This is a genomic window from Amaricoccus sp. (genome assembly GCF_017993425.1).
Classification (GTDB): Bacteria; Pseudomonadota; Alphaproteobacteria; order Rhodobacterales; family Rhodobacteraceae; genus Amaricoccus.
On record NZ_JAGOMQ010000013.1, the window covers coordinates 1 to 15,987 of the forward strand.

The 15,987-nt window shown below is 73.3% G+C and carries 15 protein-coding genes; 8 read left to right on the forward strand and 7 right to left on the reverse strand.

Going from position 1 to position 15,987, the window contains the following annotated elements:
• Positions 1–415: 415 nt before the first annotated feature.
• Positions 416–1,054: a trimeric intracellular cation channel family protein gene (locus KBB57_RS07945; RefSeq protein WP_290748435.1), complete on the reverse strand. Its 639-nt coding sequence runs from the start codon at positions 1,052–1,054 to the stop codon at positions 416–418.
• A 600-nt stretch (positions 1,055–1,654) separates the two neighbouring features.
• Here KBB57_RS07945 and KBB57_RS07950 point away from each other — a divergent pair.
• The 4 genes from KBB57_RS07950 to KBB57_RS07965 all read left to right on the forward strand — a co-directional run bounded on the left by KBB57_RS07950 (position 1,655) and on the right by KBB57_RS07965 (position 5,476).
• Positions 1,655–3,346, forward strand: coding sequence for a hypothetical protein (locus tag KBB57_RS07950; RefSeq protein ID WP_290748438.1), 1,692 nt, complete (start codon positions 1,655–1,657; stop codon positions 3,344–3,346).
• A gap of 13 nt (positions 3,347–3,359) precedes the next feature.
• Complete coding sequence (locus KBB57_RS07955) at positions 3,360–4,769, forward strand: heme biosynthesis HemY N-terminal domain-containing protein (RefSeq protein ID WP_290748440.1); 1,410 nt, start codon at positions 3,360–3,362, stop codon at positions 4,767–4,769.
• A 90-nt stretch (positions 4,770–4,859) separates the two neighbouring features.
• Positions 4,860–5,084 (forward strand): transcriptional regulator/antitoxin MazE, encoded by a 225-nt coding sequence (locus KBB57_RS07960; RefSeq protein WP_290748441.1) that lies wholly within the window; start codon positions 4,860–4,862, stop codon positions 5,082–5,084.
• Positions 5,081–5,476 carry a type II toxin-antitoxin system death-on-curing family toxin gene (locus tag KBB57_RS07965; RefSeq protein ID WP_290748444.1) on the forward strand — a complete coding sequence of 132 codons (396 nt, stop codon included), beginning with the start codon at positions 5,081–5,083 and terminating at the stop codon, positions 5,474–5,476. The genes KBB57_RS07960 and KBB57_RS07965 overlap by 4 nt, the downstream gene beginning before the upstream one ends.
• A gap of 182 nt (positions 5,477–5,658) precedes the next feature.
• Here KBB57_RS07965 and rpsI read toward each other — a convergent pair whose 3' ends face one another.
• The 3 genes from rpsI to KBB57_RS07980 all read right to left on the reverse strand — a co-directional run bounded on the left by rpsI (position 5,659) and on the right by KBB57_RS07980 (position 6,991).
• The gene (gene rpsI / locus KBB57_RS07970) at positions 5,659–6,147 is read right to left on the reverse strand and encodes a 30S ribosomal protein S9 (protein WP_290748446.1); all 489 of its coding nucleotides are present in this window, start codon (positions 6,145–6,147) and stop codon (positions 5,659–5,661) included.
• Positions 6,148–6,149: 2 nt separating this feature from the next.
• The gene (gene rplM, locus KBB57_RS07975) at positions 6,150–6,614 is read right to left on the reverse strand and encodes a 50S ribosomal protein L13 (protein WP_290748449.1); all 465 of its coding nucleotides are present in this window, start codon (positions 6,612–6,614) and stop codon (positions 6,150–6,152) included.
• A 137-nt stretch (positions 6,615–6,751) separates the two neighbouring features.
• A complete protein-coding gene (locus KBB57_RS07980; protein ID WP_290748452.1) occupies positions 6,752–6,991 on the reverse strand; it encodes a hypothetical protein in 240 nt (79 codons plus the stop codon).
• A gap of 181 nt (positions 6,992–7,172) precedes the next feature.
• Here KBB57_RS07980 and KBB57_RS07985 point away from each other — a divergent pair, with 181 nt between their 5' ends.
• On the forward strand, positions 7,173–8,258 hold the full coding sequence (locus KBB57_RS07985; protein WP_290748455.1) for an AI-2E family transporter: 1,086 nt from the start codon (positions 7,173–7,175) through the stop codon (positions 8,256–8,258).
• On the opposite strand, the gene KBB57_RS07990 is transcribed toward KBB57_RS07985, so the two are convergent.
• The 3 genes from KBB57_RS07990 to KBB57_RS08000 all read right to left on the reverse strand — a co-directional run bounded on the left by KBB57_RS07990 (position 8,255) and on the right by KBB57_RS08000 (position 11,036).
• A complete protein-coding gene (locus KBB57_RS07990; protein ID WP_367272667.1) occupies positions 8,255–8,752 on the reverse strand; it encodes a YitT family protein in 498 nt (165 codons plus the stop codon). The two genes, KBB57_RS07985 and KBB57_RS07990, sit on opposite strands and share 4 nt — an antisense overlap.
• A 118-nt stretch (positions 8,753–8,870) precedes the next feature.
• Complete coding sequence (locus KBB57_RS07995) at positions 8,871–10,082, reverse strand: NADP-dependent isocitrate dehydrogenase (RefSeq protein ID WP_290748457.1); 1,212 nt, start codon at positions 10,080–10,082, stop codon at positions 8,871–8,873.
• A 177-nt stretch (positions 10,083–10,259) separates the two neighbouring features.
• Positions 10,260–11,036 (reverse strand): hypothetical protein, encoded by a 777-nt coding sequence (locus tag KBB57_RS08000; RefSeq protein ID WP_290748458.1) that lies wholly within the window; start codon positions 11,034–11,036, stop codon positions 10,260–10,262.
• Between the two features lie 200 nt (positions 11,037–11,236).
• Here KBB57_RS08000 and KBB57_RS08005 point away from each other — a divergent pair, with 200 nt between their 5' ends.
• From KBB57_RS08005 to ctaA, 3 genes are all read left to right on the forward strand, one after another.
• Positions 11,237–13,498, forward strand: a complete 2,262-nt coding sequence (locus tag KBB57_RS08005; protein ID WP_290748460.1) for a TonB-dependent siderophore receptor — start codon at positions 11,237–11,239, stop codon at positions 13,496–13,498.
• 531 nt (positions 13,499–14,029) lie between these two features.
• Positions 14,030–14,728 (forward strand): RNA methyltransferase, encoded by a 699-nt coding sequence (locus KBB57_RS08010; RefSeq protein WP_290748639.1) that lies wholly within the window; start codon positions 14,030–14,032, stop codon positions 14,726–14,728.
• A gap of 105 nt (positions 14,729–14,833) precedes the next feature.
• On the forward strand, positions 14,834–15,973 hold the full coding sequence (gene ctaA, locus KBB57_RS08015; protein WP_290748462.1) for a heme A synthase: 1,140 nt from the start codon (positions 14,834–14,836) through the stop codon (positions 15,971–15,973).
• The last annotated feature ends 14 nt before the right edge of the window (positions 15,974–15,987 follow it).

The following is a 15,987-nucleotide window of genomic DNA, read 5'->3' on the forward strand; positions in this document are numbered from 1 at the left end:
GGTGACCGGCGCGGAGGGCGAGGCGGGGGCGGTGGACGGGGCCGCGGGGTGACTGGCGCGCAGGGCGTGGCGGGGCCGCTGGACGGGGCCGCGGGATGACTGGCGCGCAGGGCGTGGCTGGGCCGCTGGACGGGGCCGCGGGATGACTGGCGCGCAGGGCGTGGCGGGGCCGCTGGACGGGGCTGCGGGGTAACTGGCGTGCAGGGCGTGGCTGGGCCGCTGGACGGGGCCGCGGGTGACCGGCGTGCGGGGCGCGGCAGGCGCGGGGCGGAGCCGGGACGGGGCCGCCGGGTGAGCGGCGCGTGGCGCTTCCGGGCCGCGGGGCGGAGCGCTGGCCGGGGGCGGGGTCGTCGGGCGACCGGCGGGCGGGGCGCGCGGGCCGCAGGCTGAAGGATCGCCGCGGCCGGGGCGGCGCTCAGTGCAGGTCGCGGGTGTAGACGAATTTCGGCATGCTCCAGCCGTGGCGCAGGGCGAGGAGGCGCAGGGCGAGGCCGGCGAGCATCGCCCCGGCGAGCGCGAGGTCGTGCGGGACGCCGGCGCGGAGCCCGGCGAGGTAGAGGCCGCCGGTCAGCACGGAGACGGTGGCGTAGAGCTCGGCGCGGAACAGGAGCGGGATCTCGTTGCAGAGCACGTCGCGCAGGACGCCGCCGACGCAGCCGGTGACCATGCCCGCGGCGATCACCACGACGACGGGCAGGCCGAGCCCGTTTGCGACGTTGCAGCCGATGACGGTGAAGAGCACGAGGCCGACCGCGTCGAGGAACAGGAACACCCCGCGCAGCCGGTGCGCCAGGCGGGCGAGCGCGATGGTGGCGAGCGCGGCCCCGCCGGCGACGAGCAGCAGGTGCGGGTGGGCCACCCAGCTGAGCGGGTGGTGGTCGAGGAGGATGTCGCGCACCGAGCCGCCGCCCAGCGCGGTGACGCAGCCGAGGAGGCAGACGCCGACCCAGTCCATGCTGCGCCGTCCGGCGACGAGGGCGGCCGACATCGCCTCGGCGGCGACGGCGATGACGTAGAGGGCGTCGAGGAACGCCTGCGTTGCTGTCGAGGTCACCTGTCCGCTCCCCTGTGCCGTGCGCGGGGCGAGCCTAGTGCGTGGCGGCGTCCGGGGGAAACCGTGCGGAGCGGGCGGGCGGGCGGGCGCGGGGGTGCCGGCCTGCGGCCCCGGGCGCAGAGCCGGCGCCGGGCGGGAGCGGTTCGGGGGAACCGCGCGGCGGGGGCGGTGCGGAAGGCGTCGGCTCGTGGCCCCCGCCGCCGCCCCGGCGTCGAGCGGGAGCGGTCCGGGAGAACGACGCGGCGCGGGGCGGTTGCGGGGGGGGGCGTCGCCTCGTGGCTCCCGCCCGCCGCTCCGGCGGCGGGCGGGAGCGGTCGGGGCGAGCCGCCCGGCGGGGCCGGACGGTTGCGCGGGCGGCGGGCGGCTTCCACGGTATTGCGGAGCCCGCCCGGGGGGTGCGGGCGGATCGTCCCGGGCGACGGGACCGCCGGTTGCGTCGGGCGCGGTCGGGAAGGCGCGCGGCAGGGCCTCGCGGGGGGCGGGAAGGTGGGTAGAAGGTGGGTCCGTGCGCCTTGTTCCGTCCGGGGGCTTCCCCTAGTATCCCCGGCCGGAGCCTCGGGACCGCCAGGTGCGGCGGGGCGTGTGCGGGGTGCAGGACAGATGGCGAGAAAGAAATCCGAGGGCGCCACCACGGGCGCCGTCCCGCCGGCTTCCGCCGAGGACGCGCCCGGGGAAACCGCGGGCGGAGCGGCTGCCGCCGAGACGCTGAGCGGGGCCGGACCGGTGGCGCCGGCGGCGGAGCGGGCCGCGGGGCCGGACGAATCGGAGGCCGCGGCGCCGATCGAGCACGCGCCCGCCGGGCCGGTCGCGCCGACGCCGGAGGGCGAGGCCGCGCCGCGGGATCTGTCCGATCCGCTGGCGGACGCCGGGCTCGCGCCGGCGGAGCCGGGGGCCGGGGCGGCGGAGCCGGCGCCGGGCGAGGGCATGGGCGAGGCGGCGGCCGATCCGGCGCTTGGGCGGCCGTGGCATGAGGAGCCGGGGCCGGCGGATGTGGCGCCGATCGGGGCGCCTCCGGCGGAGGAAGAGCTGCGGGCGGAGGAGCCAGGGCCGGCGGATGCGGCGCCGGTCGAGTCGATCTTGGCGGCGCCGGCGGCGGAGGAGCGGCGAGCGGAGGAGCCGCGGCCGGCGGTCGCCGAGGTCGCGGTCGAGGAGGAGTTCCACGAGGAGGGCTGGTCCTTCGCGGCGCGGGCGCTGACGGCGCTCCTGCTGTTGCTGGTCGGGGCCGGGCTCGGGATCTGGGCGGCGCCGCGGATCGCGCCGCTGCTGCCGTCGGGCATGTCCGGGGCGGCCGCGTGGCTGACGCCGGGATCGCGCGAGGCCGAGGCGCAGGTGGCGGCGCTGCAGGGCGAGGTCGAGGGCCTGAAGGGGCAGATCGCGGCGCTGCCGGATGCGGCCGCGGTGGAGACGCAGGCGAAGGGCGCGGTCGACGCGCTGCGCGGCGAGCTTGCCGGGCAGATCGACGGGCTGCGAGAGGAGCTGAGCCGCTCGGCGGCCGGCGACGTCGGCGACCGGGTCGGGCGGCTGGAGACGGCGATGGCGGGGGCGACGACGGAGTTCGCCGCGCTGAAGCAGCAGATCGAGACGCGCGCGTCGGGGCTGAGCGCCGAGGCGGCGCAGGGGCTCGACACCTACCGGGCGGAGCTGCAGGGGCTGAAGGCGGAGGTCGGGCGGCTCTCCGGCTCGGTCTCCGGGCTCGGGACGCGCTTCGACGAGGCGAGCGCCGCGGCGGAGGCCCGCGCGAGCGAGGCGGAGCAGCAGGCGGCGGCGGTGCAGGAGACGGCGACGGCGGCGCGCGACCGGGCGGCGACGCTCGCCGACATCGCGGCGATCCGCGCGGCGCTGGCGAGCGGCGAGCCCTTCCAGACGGCGATCGACCGGCTGGCGGCGAGCGGCGTCGCGGTCCCGCAGGGGCTGGCCGGCGCGGCGGCGGACGGGGTGGAGACGCCCGCGGAGCTGCGCGCCGCGTTCGGGCCGGCCGCCCATGCCGCGATCCGCGCCTCGATCGAGGCGGGCTCGGGCGACGGGGTGGTGGCGCGGGCGCGGGCGTTCCTCGACGCCCAGCTCGCCAGCCGGTCGCTGGCCCCGCGCGAGGGCATGGACCCGGACGCGGTGCTGTCGCGGGTGGAGGATGCGCTGAAGCGCGACGACCTCGCCGCGGCGCTGGCGCAGGCCGGGCAGCTGCCGAGCGAATCGAAGGCGGCGCTCGCGGGCTGGATCGCGGCGGCGCAGCAGCGCGCGGGGGCGACGGCCGGGCTCGCCGAGCTCGAAGCCGGCGCGCCGGCGACCAACTGAGGGGAGGCGGGCGATGCTCTGGTCGCTGTTGAAGATCGCGGTCTTCGTCGTCGTCGCCGCCGCGCTCGCCTGGGGGGCGTCGCTGCTGCTCGACACGCCGGGCGGGGTCACCATCTCGTTCGGCGGGCGGGAGTTCGCGGTGACGCCGCTCGGCTTCGTCGTGTGGCTGATCGTGCTGGTGATCGCCGCGGTGATCCTGCTCAACGTCGTCGGGCTGATCGTGGCGGTGATCCGCTTCATCTTCGGCGACGAGACGGCGCTCAGCCGGTTCTTCAGCCGGGGGCGCCAGCAGCGGGGCGTCGACGCGCTGTCGAGCAGCATGCTCGCGCTCGCCTCGGGCGAGCCGGACCTCGCCATGCGCAAGGCGCAGAAGGCGGAGCGGCTGCTCGGGCGGCGCGAGATGACGGCGCTCGTGAAGGCGCAGGCGGCGGAGATGGCGGGAGACCGGAAGAAGGCGCTCGACAGCTATTCGAGCCTGCTCTCCGACGACCATACCCGCTTCGCGGGAATGAACGGGGCGATGCGGCTGAAGCTCGATGAGGGCCAGAACGAGGTGGCGCTGGCGCTCGCCAAGAAGGCCTTCGCGCTCCGGCCGGACAACAAGCCGCTGCTCGGGACGCTCTTCGAGCTGCAGAGCTCGGCCGGCGACTGGGCGGGGGCGCGCGAGACGCTGAACGCGCTGATGCACGCGCGGCACATGCCGCGCGACGTCGGCGTGCGGCGGGACGCGATCCTGTCGCTGGCGGACGCCCGCAAGGCGATCGCCGAGGGCGACGTGGCGCGCGGCCATGCCGCGGCCAAGCAGGCCAACAAGCTCGCGCCGACGCTGGTGCCGGCGGCGGCGCTCGCCTCGGAGGCCTATGCGGCCGAGGGCGCGAAGCGCAAGGCGACCAAGGCGCTGACCCGGGCCTGGGCCGAGGACCAGCATCCCGACATCGCCGTGGCCTTCGCCGCGCTGGAGCCGAACGAGACGCCCTCGGCGCGGCGGCGGCGGTTCGAGACGCTGGTCGCGGCGGCGCCGGCGAGCGCGGAGAGCCGGCTCCTCGCCGCCGAGCTCGCCATCGCCGACGAGGACTTCCCCGGCGCGCGCAAGGCGCTGGGCGACCTCGCGCAATCGGAGCCGACGACGCGCAGCCTCGCGGTGATGGCGGCGATCGAGCGCGGCCAGGGCGCGCCCGACGCGGTGGTGCGCGGCTGGCTCGCCAAGGCGGTGAGCGCGCCGCGCGGGCCGCAATGGACCTGCGCGAAATGCCACCACGTCCACGCCGCCTGGACCCCGGTCTGCGGCGAGTGCGGGGCTTTCGACACGCTCGACTGGCGCTCGCCGGCGCATTCCGAGGGCGTCGAGGCCTCGATGCTGCCGCTGATCGTCGGCGCCGACGCGCCGCACCCCGATCCCGAGCCACAGGCGCAGCCGGCCTGAGGAGGGAGCGGGCAAGGTTGCGACTTCAGCTTGCGGGGAGCGGTTGGAGGTATTATACAGTCGTATATACGCCTGCGGGCAGGAAGCGCCATGATCGAGACCAAGGTTCGCAAGGTCGGCAACTCCGCCGTCATGACGCTCACGTCCGAGATGCTCGCCATCCTCGACGTCAAGGAGGGCGACGCACTTTTCGTCGCGCGCAGCGACGATGGAGGTCTGCGGGTGTTCGCGCATGATCCCGATCTGGTCGCGGCGCTGAGGGCGGCCGAGATCGTCATGGACGAGAACCGGGAGCTGCTCGCGGCGCTGGCGTGACGCCGCCGGTCTGGATGCCGGTCACCGCCGTCGTCCTCATCCACGACAGACAGATCGCGCGGCACGGCGGAGCCCCGGGGCTGCGGGACCGCGGGTCGCTCGAGATGGGCTGCGACCGGCCGAGGAACCTTTTCGCCTACGGGGAGCCGACGCTCGCGGATCTGGCGGCTGCCTATGCCTTTGGCGTCATCAAGGCGCATGCCTTTGTCGACGGCAACAAGCGGACGGCGCTGGTGACGGCGCTCGCCTTCCTGCGCCTGAACGGACAGGCCTTTCGGCCGGAGACGCAGGAGGGGCTGAGGATGGTCGAGGGGCTCGCCTCGGGCGCCGTCCGCAAGCCGGAGTTCGCGCGGTGGCTGGGGCACGGAATGCGGCCGGTTGCGGCGCGCTGATACGTTCGGGGCGCCAGAGCGGAGTCCGTCCCGGTAGAACCGGGAGGTCCGCCCTGGAGTCCTGAATTTGCGCAATATCTTGGTCACCGGACGATTCCGTCCGGTTGGACATTGCTCCTAGCCCGGAAGCAAAAGGGCCCCGGATCGCTCCGGGGCCCTGTCCAGAAACCCGTCTTGCGGGATCAGCGCTTGGAGAACTGGAAGCTGCGGCGCGCCTTGCGCTTGCCGTACTTCTTGCGCTCGACGACGCGGCTGTCGCGGGTCAGGAAGCCGGCGGCCTTGAGCGGGGCGCGGAGCGACGGCTCGTAGAGCTGCAGCGCCTGGGAGATGCCGTGCTTGACGGCGCCGGCCTGCCCGGAGAGGCCGCCGCCCTTGACGGTGGCGAGCACGTCGAACTCGCCGACGACGTTGGCGACCGAGAAGGCCTGGCCGATCACCATCTGCAGCACCGGCCGCGCGAAGTACTGCGCCATCGGCTTGCCGTTCACGGTGACCTTGCCGGAGCCCGGCTTGATCCAGACGCGGGCGACCGCGTCCTTGCGCTTGCCGGTGGCGTAGGAGCGGCCGAGCGCGTCGCGCTGCGGCTCGCGGACCGGGGCGGCCTCGGCGGCGGGGGTGGAGACGCCGACGGCGTCCTTGAGCTGGTCGAGCGAGGTGAGGACGTCGGCCATGATCAGGCGCTCCGGGTGTTCTTCGGGTTCATCGCGCCGAGGTCGACGACCTCGGGCTGCTGGGCGGCGTGCGGGTGCTCGCCGCCGGCGTAGATCTTGAGGTTGCCCATCTGCTTGCGCGAGAGGGGCCCGCCGGGGAGCATCCGCTCGACCGCCTTCTCGATGACGCGCTCGGGGTGCTTGCCCTCGAGGATCTGGCCGGCGGTGCGGTGCTTGATGCCGCCCGGGTAGCCGGTGTGCCAGTAGTAGCGCTTGTCGGCGCGCTTGTTGCCCGTCAGCTGCACCTTGTCGGCGTTGATGACGATGACGTTGTCGCCCATGTCCATGTGCGGGGTGAACGACGGCTTGTGCTTGCCGCGCAGGCGCATGGCGACGAGCGACGCGAGCCGGCCGAGCACGACGCCCTCGGCGTCGATCAGGAGCCACTTCTTGTCGATGTCCGCCGGCTTGGCGCTGAAGGTCTTCATCGGATGCCTCTCGTGTCGGCGGTTCGGCTGTTCTCGGCGGGCCACGGGCGAACGGCCCGATCCCGCGGGCAGGCGCGGCTTATGGCGGAGATTCGCCGGCGCGTCAACGGCGGAAGCGGCGAATTTCTCCCGTGGGATCAGTCGTCTGGAAATGGGGTAACATGATACCCCATCGGGGCGCGGGTAGGCGCGATGGCCTCGATGACGCCGGTCGCCTTCAGGACGGCGTAGAGGGCGAGGAGGATGAGGATCGTCCAGATCGCCTGCCGCGCCCGGGCCGAGCGGGTCAGCCAGGCGAAGACGGCGAGGAGGACGACGGCGAGGACGATGAAGCGCAGCATCGCTTCGCAGTAGCGCGGGCTTCCGGGCGGGGGCAAGGGCGGGCCTGTCGCCGGACGGCGTGACGCCATCGACGGGGCGGCCGGGCTCCGGGAGCCGGTCTCCTCGCGGAGGCGACGGAAGCCTTGGGGCGATCGCCGGTCGCGGGACGGGCGAGCCGTTGCCAGGGCGGGGCGGTTCGCCGTATGTGAGGGCGACCCGCAGCCAGCCCGGCGAGAGATGCATCCCGACGCGCCGCCCCCGCCGCCGCCGCGCAGCCCCGAGCGGGTGGCGGTCGAGGTGGCGCTGCACCTCGCGGTGGTGGCGGTGTTCCTCTGGCTGGCGGTCGACCTGTTCCGGCCGTTCCTGCACCTGGCGCTGTGGACCGCGGTGATCGCGGCGGTGACGCATCCGGCGTTCCTGTGGGTGCGCGAGCGCACCGGGCTGCGGCCGGGGATCTGCGCGGCGCTGGTCACGCTGGCGGCGGCGCTGGCGGCGCTCGGGCCGCTCGCGGTGCTGACGGTGAGCCTCGCGGAATCGGCGGCGTGGCTCGCGGCGCAGGCGCGCTCGCCGGGCTTCGCCATTCCCGACCCGCCGCCCTGGATCCTGGAGCTGCCGGTCGCCGGCAAGGTGGTGGCGGCGAACTGGGACCTCGCCACCACCAACCTCGAGGGGTTCTTCGCGCGCTATGCGCATCTGCTGATCGGCGCGGGCGAGCGGGCGGCGCTGCCGGCGCTGCATTTCGCCGAGACCGCCGGGGTGATCCTCGCGGCCGTGGGGCTGTCGGGGTTCCTGCTCGTGCCCGGCGAGCGGCTGGGCGGGGCGCTGCGCCGGCTCACCGCGCGCGTCGCCGACGAGCGCGCGGCGCGCTTCGTCGACATCGCGGTCAGCACGGTGCGCAACGTCGCCCGCGGGGTGATCGGCGTGGCGGCGGTCCAGGCGCTGTTCTTCGGGATCGGCGTCCTGGTGGCCGAGGTGCCGGGCGCGGGGCTGCTCACCCTCGTGGCGCTGGTCTGCGCCATCGTGCAGATCGGGCTCGTGCCGCTGACCGCGCCGCTGCTGCTCTGGGCCTGGCTGACCCGCGACGCGGCGACGGCGGCGCTGATGTCGGCCTGGTTCGTGCCCGTGGCGCTGCTCGACATGCCGCTGAAGCCGCTGATGCTCGGGCGGTCGCTGTCGACGCCGACGCTGGTGATCTTCGCCGGCGTGATCGCCGGGACGGTGGCCTACGGGCTGATCGGGCTCTTCGTCGGCCCGATCCTGCTCGCCATCGTCTACGAGACGGCGCGGGCGGAGGTGTGGGGGGCGTCGCCGCCGGAGGCCTAGATCGCCACGTACCAGTCGCGGCGGTGGTTGATGGCGATGGAGGCGTTGAGCACGACCGCGCCGAGGAGCGACAGCGCCACCGACTTGGGCGGCAGCAGGACGAGCGCCGCGACGAAGACGCCGGCGTCGACGACCATCTGGGTGTAGCCGGCGCGAAAGCCGGTCCGGTCCTGGAGCCAGACGCCGAGAACGCCGATCCCGCCGAGGCTCGCGCCGTGGCGGAAGAGCGCGAGGAGGCCGGCGCCGGAGATCATCCCGGCGAGGATCGCGCCGGCGACCGGATCGACGGCGCCGAAGTTGACGAGGCGGGGCTGCAACGCGGTCAGCAGCGACACCAGCGCGACGGCGAGCAGCGTCCTGATGGTGAAGCCCGGACCCATCCGGGTCCAGGCGAGCCACATGAAGGGCAGGTTCAGCGCCAGGAAGACCGCCCCGAACGGCCAGCCCGTCGCCATCGCGACGAGGAGCGCGATCCCCGCGGTCTGCCCGGTCACGAGGCCGAGATGGGCGAGGAGCGCAATCCCGAGCGCCCCATCGAGGCGCCGAAGATCACGCCCTGCGCGTCGGCGAGCGCCCCGTGACGGGACGCTCCCTCGGGGATCGGCGGCCGCGTCAGCCCAGCGCCTTCTGCAGGTTGGCGTCGACCTTGTCGAGGAAGCCGGTCGTCGACAACCACTTCTGGTCCGGCCCGACGAGGAGCGCGAGGTCCTTGGTCATGTCGCCGGCCTCGACGGTGGCGACCGTCACCTCCTCGAGCGCGTCGGCGAAGCGGGCGAGGGCGGCGTTGTCGTCGAGCTTGGCGCGGTGCTTGAGGCCGCCGGTCCAGGCGTAGATCGAGGCGATCGAGTTGGTCGAGGTCTCCTTGCCCTTCTGGTGCTCGCGGTAGTGCCGGGTCACCGTGCCGTGGGCGGCCTCGGCCTCGACGGTCTTGCCGTCTGGCGTCATCAGCACCGAGGTCATCAGGCCGAGCGAGCCGAAGCCCTGGGCCACGGTGTCGGACTGCACGTCGCCGTCGTAGTTCTTGCAGGCCCAGACGTAGCCGCCCGACCATTTCAGCGCCGAGGCGACCATGTCGTCGATCAGGCGGTGCTCGTAGGTGATCCCGGCCTTCTTGTAGGCGTCGGCGAACTCCTCGTCGAAGACCTTCTGGAACAGGTCCTTGAAGCGGCCGTCATAGGCCTTGAGGATGGTGTTCTTGGTCGAGAGATAGAGCGGCCAGCCGAGGTTCAGCGCGTAGTTCATCGAAGCGCGGGCGAAGTCGATGATCGACTGGTCGAGGTTGTACATCGCCATGGTCACGCCGCCGCCGGGCGCCTTGAACACCTCGCGCTCGATCGTGACGCCGTCCTCGCCGACGAACTTCAGCGTCACCGTGCCCTTGCCCGGGAACACGAAGTCGGTGGCGCGGTACTGGTCGCCGAAGGCGTGGCGGCCGACGACGATCGGCCGGGTCCAGCCCGGCACGAGGCGCGGCACGTTCGTGCAGATGATCGGCTGGCGGAAGATCACCCCGCCGAGGATGTTGCGGATGGTGCCGTTCGGCGACTTCCACATCTCCTTGAGGCCGAACTCCTCGACGCGGGCCTCGTCCGGGGTGATCGTGGCGCATTTCACGCCGACGCCGTACTGCTTGATCGCGTTGGCGGCGTCGATGGTGACCTGGTCGTTGGTGCGGTCGCGCTCCTCGATGCCGAGGTCGTAGTAGTGCAGGTCGATGTCGAGATAGGGCAGGATCAGCTTCTGCTTGATCACGTCCCAGATGATCCGGGTCATCTCGTCGCCGTCGAGCTCGACGACCGGGTTCGCCACCTTGATCTTCGCCATGCGCACAGGCCCCTCACAACGTTTCAAGATCCGTCTAGGAGGTGATCCCGCCGACCACAAGCGCAGATCTCGCCTCGCCCGGCATCACGCGGAGGGAAATGGCGGACCGCCGAAGGGCGGATCCGCCAAAGCCGACGCCGCCCGCGGCCAGGGGGCCGCGGGAGATCCGGAGAGCCTTCAGTCCGCGGGACGCCGGCCCCGCCGCCGGCCGAGACCGACGAGCAGCGCGACTGCGGCTCCGAGCATCGGCGCCGCCGCGGGGACGGGCACCGGAACGACGGCCTCGCCCGAGTAGGCGGCGCCGAAGGCGATGCCGAGGCCCTGGCCGCCGTAGTCGGCGATCTCGGCGGCGGCGCCCGTCGCCTGGTCGATTCGCAGGATCGACGTGCCGGCGACGCCGAAGAGCGCGCCGTTCCGGGCGAAGAGGCCGAAGACCCCGCTGCGCCCGAAACCGCCGACCGCCCGGCCGGCGCCGGTCGCCGCGTCGACGCGGACGAGCGTGTCGGCGATCGGGGTCGTGGAGCTCAGGTAGAGCTTCCGTCCGACGAAGGCGAGGTCGCCGGAGGAGGTGAAGTTTCCCGGGCCGACGCGGGCGGATTTTCCGGTCCCGAGATCGAGCGTGTAGAGCGCGTCGCTCGACCCGTAGAGCTTGCCGTCGCGGCCGAAGGCGAGCCCGTTCGCGGACCCGGCCATGCCGTGCGCGCCGATCTCCCGGGTGGTCGAGCCCTCGATCACCGACAGCTCGGAGAAGTCCAGGCCGTAGAGCTTCCCCTGCGGGTCGTAGGCGAGATCGGTGAAGTTGCGGTCGAGCCGCCGAAGGTTGGTGACCGCTCCGGTCCTGAGATCGACGTCGCCGATCCGGCCCGTGTCGTCGGAGATCGTCAGGAGCGGCGCGGCGGCGCCGAGGCCGGGCGCCATCAGCGCGAAGGCGACGCCGAAGAGGATGCTGCGCATTCGAGGCGTCTCCATGCTTTCCCCGTGTCCATGCAGGGAACCTCGCCGCCGCCGCCCGGGTCAACCGATACCTGCCCGCGACCCCGGCATAGGCGGCGCACCGCACTTCGCCTCTCGACTAAATCAGTCAGGTATTCTAGGTCCGGGGCGACCGGAACGGCAAACGGCTGCGGCGGCACATATCGACGGCCTGGAGACAAATGCGGATCACCTCTCGAACCACGACGCGGCGCCCCTCGGCGGCGCTCCTCCTCGGCGCCGCCTGGGCGCTGAGCTTGCAGCCCTCGCTCGCGCAGGAGGTGGGGACAGAGACCGAGGAGGCGGCGGTCGCCGGGGAGGAGCAGGCCGGGCTCGCCGAGGGGAGCATGGTCCTCGACACCATCGCCGTCACCGCCGCCCCGGGCACGACCACCGAGGACACCGGCTCGTGGACCACCGAGTGGATGCGCTCGGCGACCGGCCTGCCGCTCAGCCAGCGCGAGACGCCTCAATCGACCAGCGTCATCACCGACGCGCAGATGAAGGACCGCAACATCACGTCGGTCAGCGAGACGATGGACGCGGCGACCGGCGTCACCGTCCTGCCCTTCGACAGCGAGCGGCAGAACTACTTCGCGCGCGGCTTCGCGATCGACGCCTACCAGTACGACGGCGTGCCGATCCCCCGCGACGGCGTCTGGCAGTTCGGCGACAACAACGCCGACATGATCCTCTACGACCACGTCGAGATCGTGCGCGGCGCCACCGGGCTGATGCAGGGAGCGGGCGAGCCCGGCGCCTCGATCAACTTCATCCGCAAGCGGCCGACGAGCTTCGTGCGCCGCGAGGTCGCGGCGGCGCTGGCCTACCCCACCGGCGGGCGGATGGAGGCCGACATCTCCGGCCCGCTGAACGAGAGCGGCACGATCCGCGGCCGCCTGCTCGGCGCCGCCGACGCCCGCGAGGGCACGCTCGACCGCTACTTCAAGGAGCGTTACGTCGGCTACGGCGCGCTCGAGGTCGACCTGACGGACACGACGCTCCTGAACCTCGGGATCAGCTACCAGGAGACCGACGCCGACAACGCCACCTGGGGCGGCCTGCCGCCCTGGTACGCCGACGGCTCGCTGATCGACTGGGACAAGGGCTTCAACCTCGGCGCCGACTGGACCTACATCGACACCCAGCGCACCGAGGCCTTCGCCTCGGTGGAGCACGTCTTCGAGAACGGCTGGACCGGCCGCATCGTCTACACCTTCGCGCGGAACGACTTCCAGGGGAACCTCGGCTGGTTTCCGGCGCAGGATCCCGTCACCTACGCCACGACCTTCATCGACCCCGTGACCGGCGAGGGGGTCTATGCCTCGGGCGCCGGCTACTTCGACGGCGGCTACACGCAGAACTCGCTGAACGCGGTGGTGAACGGCGACTACCAGGCGTTCGGCCGGACGCACGCGTTCGTCGTCGGCCTGTTCGGCTCGAAGGGCGAGGGCGACTACGACCAGCACAGCGCCGACATGGGCGGGGTCCCGATCGGCGACGTCTTCGAATGGGACGGCTCCTGGCCCAAGCCCGATTTCGACGACGAGCCCGGCAAGTACACCAGCGAGACCCGGCAGCTCGGCCTCTACGCGACCACCCAGTTCCACGCCACCGACGCGCTTGCGATCATCGCCGGCGCCCGGGTGAACTGGTGGGACGGCGAGTCGGACGACACCTGGAGCGACCCGTCGAGCTACGAGTTCAAGGGCGTCGTCACGCCCTATCTCGGCTTCACCTACGACTTCAACGACACGTACACCGCCTACGGCAGCATCACGAGCATCTACAAGCCGCAGCTGGCGCAGGACATCGACCGGCAATACCTCGATCCGACCTTCGGCTGGAACTACGAGCTCGGCGTCAAGGCCGGCCTCTTCGGCGGCGCGATGTACGCTGCGGCGGCGGTGTTCCAGACCAACCAGAAGGACGTGGCCGAGTGGGCGGGCGAGGCGATCGCGCCCGACGGCGCCCCCTACAGCTACTACGAGCTGATCGACGGCACGACGACGCGGGGCTTCGAGCTGGAGGCGGCGGGCGCGATCAACGCGCGCTGGAACGCCTCCTTCGGCTATACCTACGCGACCTCCGAGGACGACAACGGCGACGAGGTCAACAGCGACACGCCGCGCCACACGCTGAAGGCCGCGACCGACTACCGCATCGCCGGCATTCTGGACGAGAGGCTGACCGTCGGCGGCGCGGTGCGCTGGCAGAGCGCGATCGACAGCATGCCGTGGGACGGCGGCCTGCCCAACATCGAGCAGGACGCCTACGCCGTCTTCGACCTCAACGCCTCGTACGACGTGACGGAGACCTCGGTGCTGACGCTCTCGGTCAACAACGTGCTCGACGAGAAGTACTACGCCAGCACCGGCTTCTACAACACGGTGCTCTACGGCGACGGAATCGGCGCCGAGCTGATGCTGCGCTCCCGGTTCTGAGGAACGCCGTGGCGGCCGGCGCGCACCCGCCCGGGACCGGACGGCGCGCGTGGCGCTGGCCCGCCTGCTTCGGCGGCAGCATCGCGACGAGGTCTCGCGCCATGCCGAGGAGCCACGTCCGCAGCCCGGGGGCGGCGAGGGTCGCGGCGTCCGCCTCGACGTAGCCGCCCATCGGCCGGCCGCCCATCGCCATGCGGGTCACCCCGGGCAGGGCGAGCGCCGCCGGCGCGGCCGCCTTGCCGACGCGGAACATCGCCCGGTCGCGGCAGGTCCCGCAGACCATGTCGCCGTCGAGGCGGAAGCACAGCCCCCGAGCATCTGGCGCTCGGCGAGGCCGGGCCGGCCAGAGAGGTCGGCGCGCAGGTCGGCGGCGAGGCGTTCGTCCCGGGCCATGCGCGCTCCCTTGTCGGCTGCGGGGCCCGAGCGTATCACCCGCGGGCGCCGGCAGGGAGGGTCGTCTTGGCGGGAACCGATCACGGGCGGGCCGTCGGCGCGGAGCCGGGGCCGGTCTTCATCCTCGTCGAGCCGCAGATGGGCGAGAACATCGGCGCGGCGGCGCGGGCGATGTGGAATTTCGGGCTCGACCGGATGCGGCTGGTGGCGCCGCGCGACGGCTGGCCGAACCCGAAGGCGCAGGCGACGGCGAGCGGCGCCGCCCCGGTGCTCGACGCGGTGCGGGTGACGGAGACGCTGGCCGAGGCGACCGGCGACCTCGGGCTGGTCCTCGCCACCACGGCGCGGCCGCGGGATCTCACCAAGCTGGTGCTGACGCCGGAGCGGGCGATGGCCGAGGCGCGGGCGGCGATCGCCGCGGGCGTGCGGGTCGGCGTGCTGTTCGGGCCGGAGCGGGCGGGGCTCGCCAACCCGGACATCGCGCGCGCCAACGCGATCGTCTCGGTCCCGGTCAATCCGGCCTTCGGCTCGCTCAACCTCGGGCAATGCGTGCTGCTCCTCGCCTACGAGTGGATGCGCTCGGCCGACGCGACACCGCCGGCGGAGCTGGCGCTGGCCGGGGCGCGGCGGGCGAGCGGGATCGAGATCGAGCGGCTGCGCGACCATCTGGTCGGGCGGCTGGACGCGGTGGGGTTCTTCTTTCCTCCGCACAAGCGGCCGAGCATGGTGCAGAGCCTCGAGAACCTCTTGGCCCGCGCGCCGCTGACCGACGCCGACGTGCGCACGATCCACGGCATCGTGCGGGCGCTGGCGGTCAAGGTGAAGGGGCGCAAGTAGAAGCGGCGGCGAGGAGCTCGCCCGGCTGTCGCAGGGTCGCCGCGAAGCGCGGCGGTCACATGGTTGCCGCGGGGCGCGGCGGGGAATATGTCCGGCGGAGACGTCATGGCCACGAAGAAGCGCAGCATATTCGAGGAGGTCGCCGCGAAGCCCTCCGAGCCGGTCGCGGCCCCGCCGCGGCGGCCGGCGACGTCGCGGCGGGCCATCGCGGCCTGGCTCTCCGTGCTGTTCGCGCTCGTGGTGGCGATGATCGTCGTCGGCGGGCTGACCCGGCTGACCGACGCCGGGCTGTCGATCACCGAGTGGAAGCCGATCGCCGGGGCGCTGCCGCCGGCCGACGACGCGGCCTGGGAGGCGGAGTTCGCCAACTACCGCGCCATTCCGCAGTTCGAGCTGACGCGGCCCGACATGACGCTGGCCGAGTTCAAGCGCATCTACTGGTGGGAATGGGGCCACCGGCAGCTCGGCCGGCTGATCGGGCTCGTCTGGGCCGGCGGGTTCCTGTGGTTCCTGGCGCGGCGGCGCATCCCGCCGGGCTGGACGGGCCGGCTGCTCGGGCTCGGCGCGCTCGGCGGGCTGCAGGGCGCGGTGGGCTGGTGGATGGTCGCCTCCGGGCTCGCGCCGGAGATGGTCGCGGTCGCCTCGCACCGGCTCGCCATCCATCTCGGCATCGCCTTCGTGATCCTCGGGGTGATCGCCTGGTGGGTGATGACGCTGCGGCGCGAGGACGCCGACCTGCTGCAGGCGCGCCGGCAGCGCAGCGCACCGCTGATGCGCTGGGGGAGCGCGCTCGCCGCGGTCGCCTTCGTGCAGGTGCTCCTCGGCGCGCTGGTCGCCGGCATCGACGCCGGCCGCGGCTTCCCGGAATGGCCGCTGATGGGCGGCCAGCTCGTGCCGCCCGACGCCTTCGCGCTGGAGCCCGGCTGGCGCAACTTCCTCGACAATCCGGGGCTGGTGCAGTTCAACCACCGGATGGTCGGCTACCTGCTGCTCGTCCTCGGCGTCGTCGCCTGGGCGCGCAGCCGCCGCAGCGCCCTCGGCGACATCCGCGGCGCCTTCGACGCCATGGCGGCGATGCTGGTCGCCCAGCTCGGCCTCGGCATCCTCACCGCGCTCTACGCCGCGCCCTGGCAGGTCGCCATCGTCCACCAGCTCGGCGCCGTGGCCCTCTTCGCCCTGATCCTCCGCGCCCGCTTCGCCGCGCTCTACCCCCGCGCCCAGAAGATCGCCCGCGGGCCGCGCTGAAGCCGCATCGCGTA

Excerpts from the sequence above, each read along its gene's own strand:
- KBB57_RS07955 (WP_290748440.1), top strand. The coding sequence starts at position 3,360 with ATGCTCTGGTCGCTGTTGAAGATCGCGGTCTTCGTCGTCGTCGCCGCC.
- rplM (WP_290748449.1), bottom strand. The coding sequence starts at position 6,614 with ATGAAGACCTTCAGCGCCAAGCCGGCGGACATCGACAAGAAGTGGCTC.
- KBB57_RS07960 (WP_290748441.1), top strand. The coding sequence starts at position 4,860 with ATGATCGAGACCAAGGTTCGCAAGGTCGGCAACTCCGCCGTCATGACG.
- rpsI (WP_290748446.1), bottom strand. The coding sequence starts at position 6,147 with ATGGCCGACGTCCTCACCTCGCTCGACCAGCTCAAGGACGCCGTCGGC.
- KBB57_RS08005 (WP_290748460.1), top strand. The coding sequence starts at position 11,237 with ATGCGGATCACCTCTCGAACCACGACGCGGCGCCCCTCGGCGGCGCTC.
- KBB57_RS07950 (WP_290748438.1), top strand. The coding sequence starts at position 1,655 with ATGGCGAGAAAGAAATCCGAGGGCGCCACCACGGGCGCCGTCCCGCCG.
- ctaA (WP_290748462.1), top strand. The coding sequence starts at position 14,834 with ATGGCCACGAAGAAGCGCAGCATATTCGAGGAGGTCGCCGCGAAGCCC.
- KBB57_RS08010 (WP_290748639.1), top strand. The coding sequence starts at position 14,030 with ATGGGCGAGAACATCGGCGCGGCGGCGCGGGCGATGTGGAATTTCGGG.
- KBB57_RS08000 (WP_290748458.1), bottom strand. The coding sequence starts at position 11,036 with ATGCGCAGCATCCTCTTCGGCGTCGCCTTCGCGCTGATGGCGCCCGGC.
- KBB57_RS07995 (WP_290748457.1), bottom strand. The coding sequence starts at position 10,082 with ATGGCGAAGATCAAGGTGGCGAACCCGGTCGTCGAGCTCGACGGCGAC.
- KBB57_RS07985 (WP_290748455.1), top strand. The coding sequence starts at position 7,173 with ATGCATCCCGACGCGCCGCCCCCGCCGCCGCCGCGCAGCCCCGAGCGG.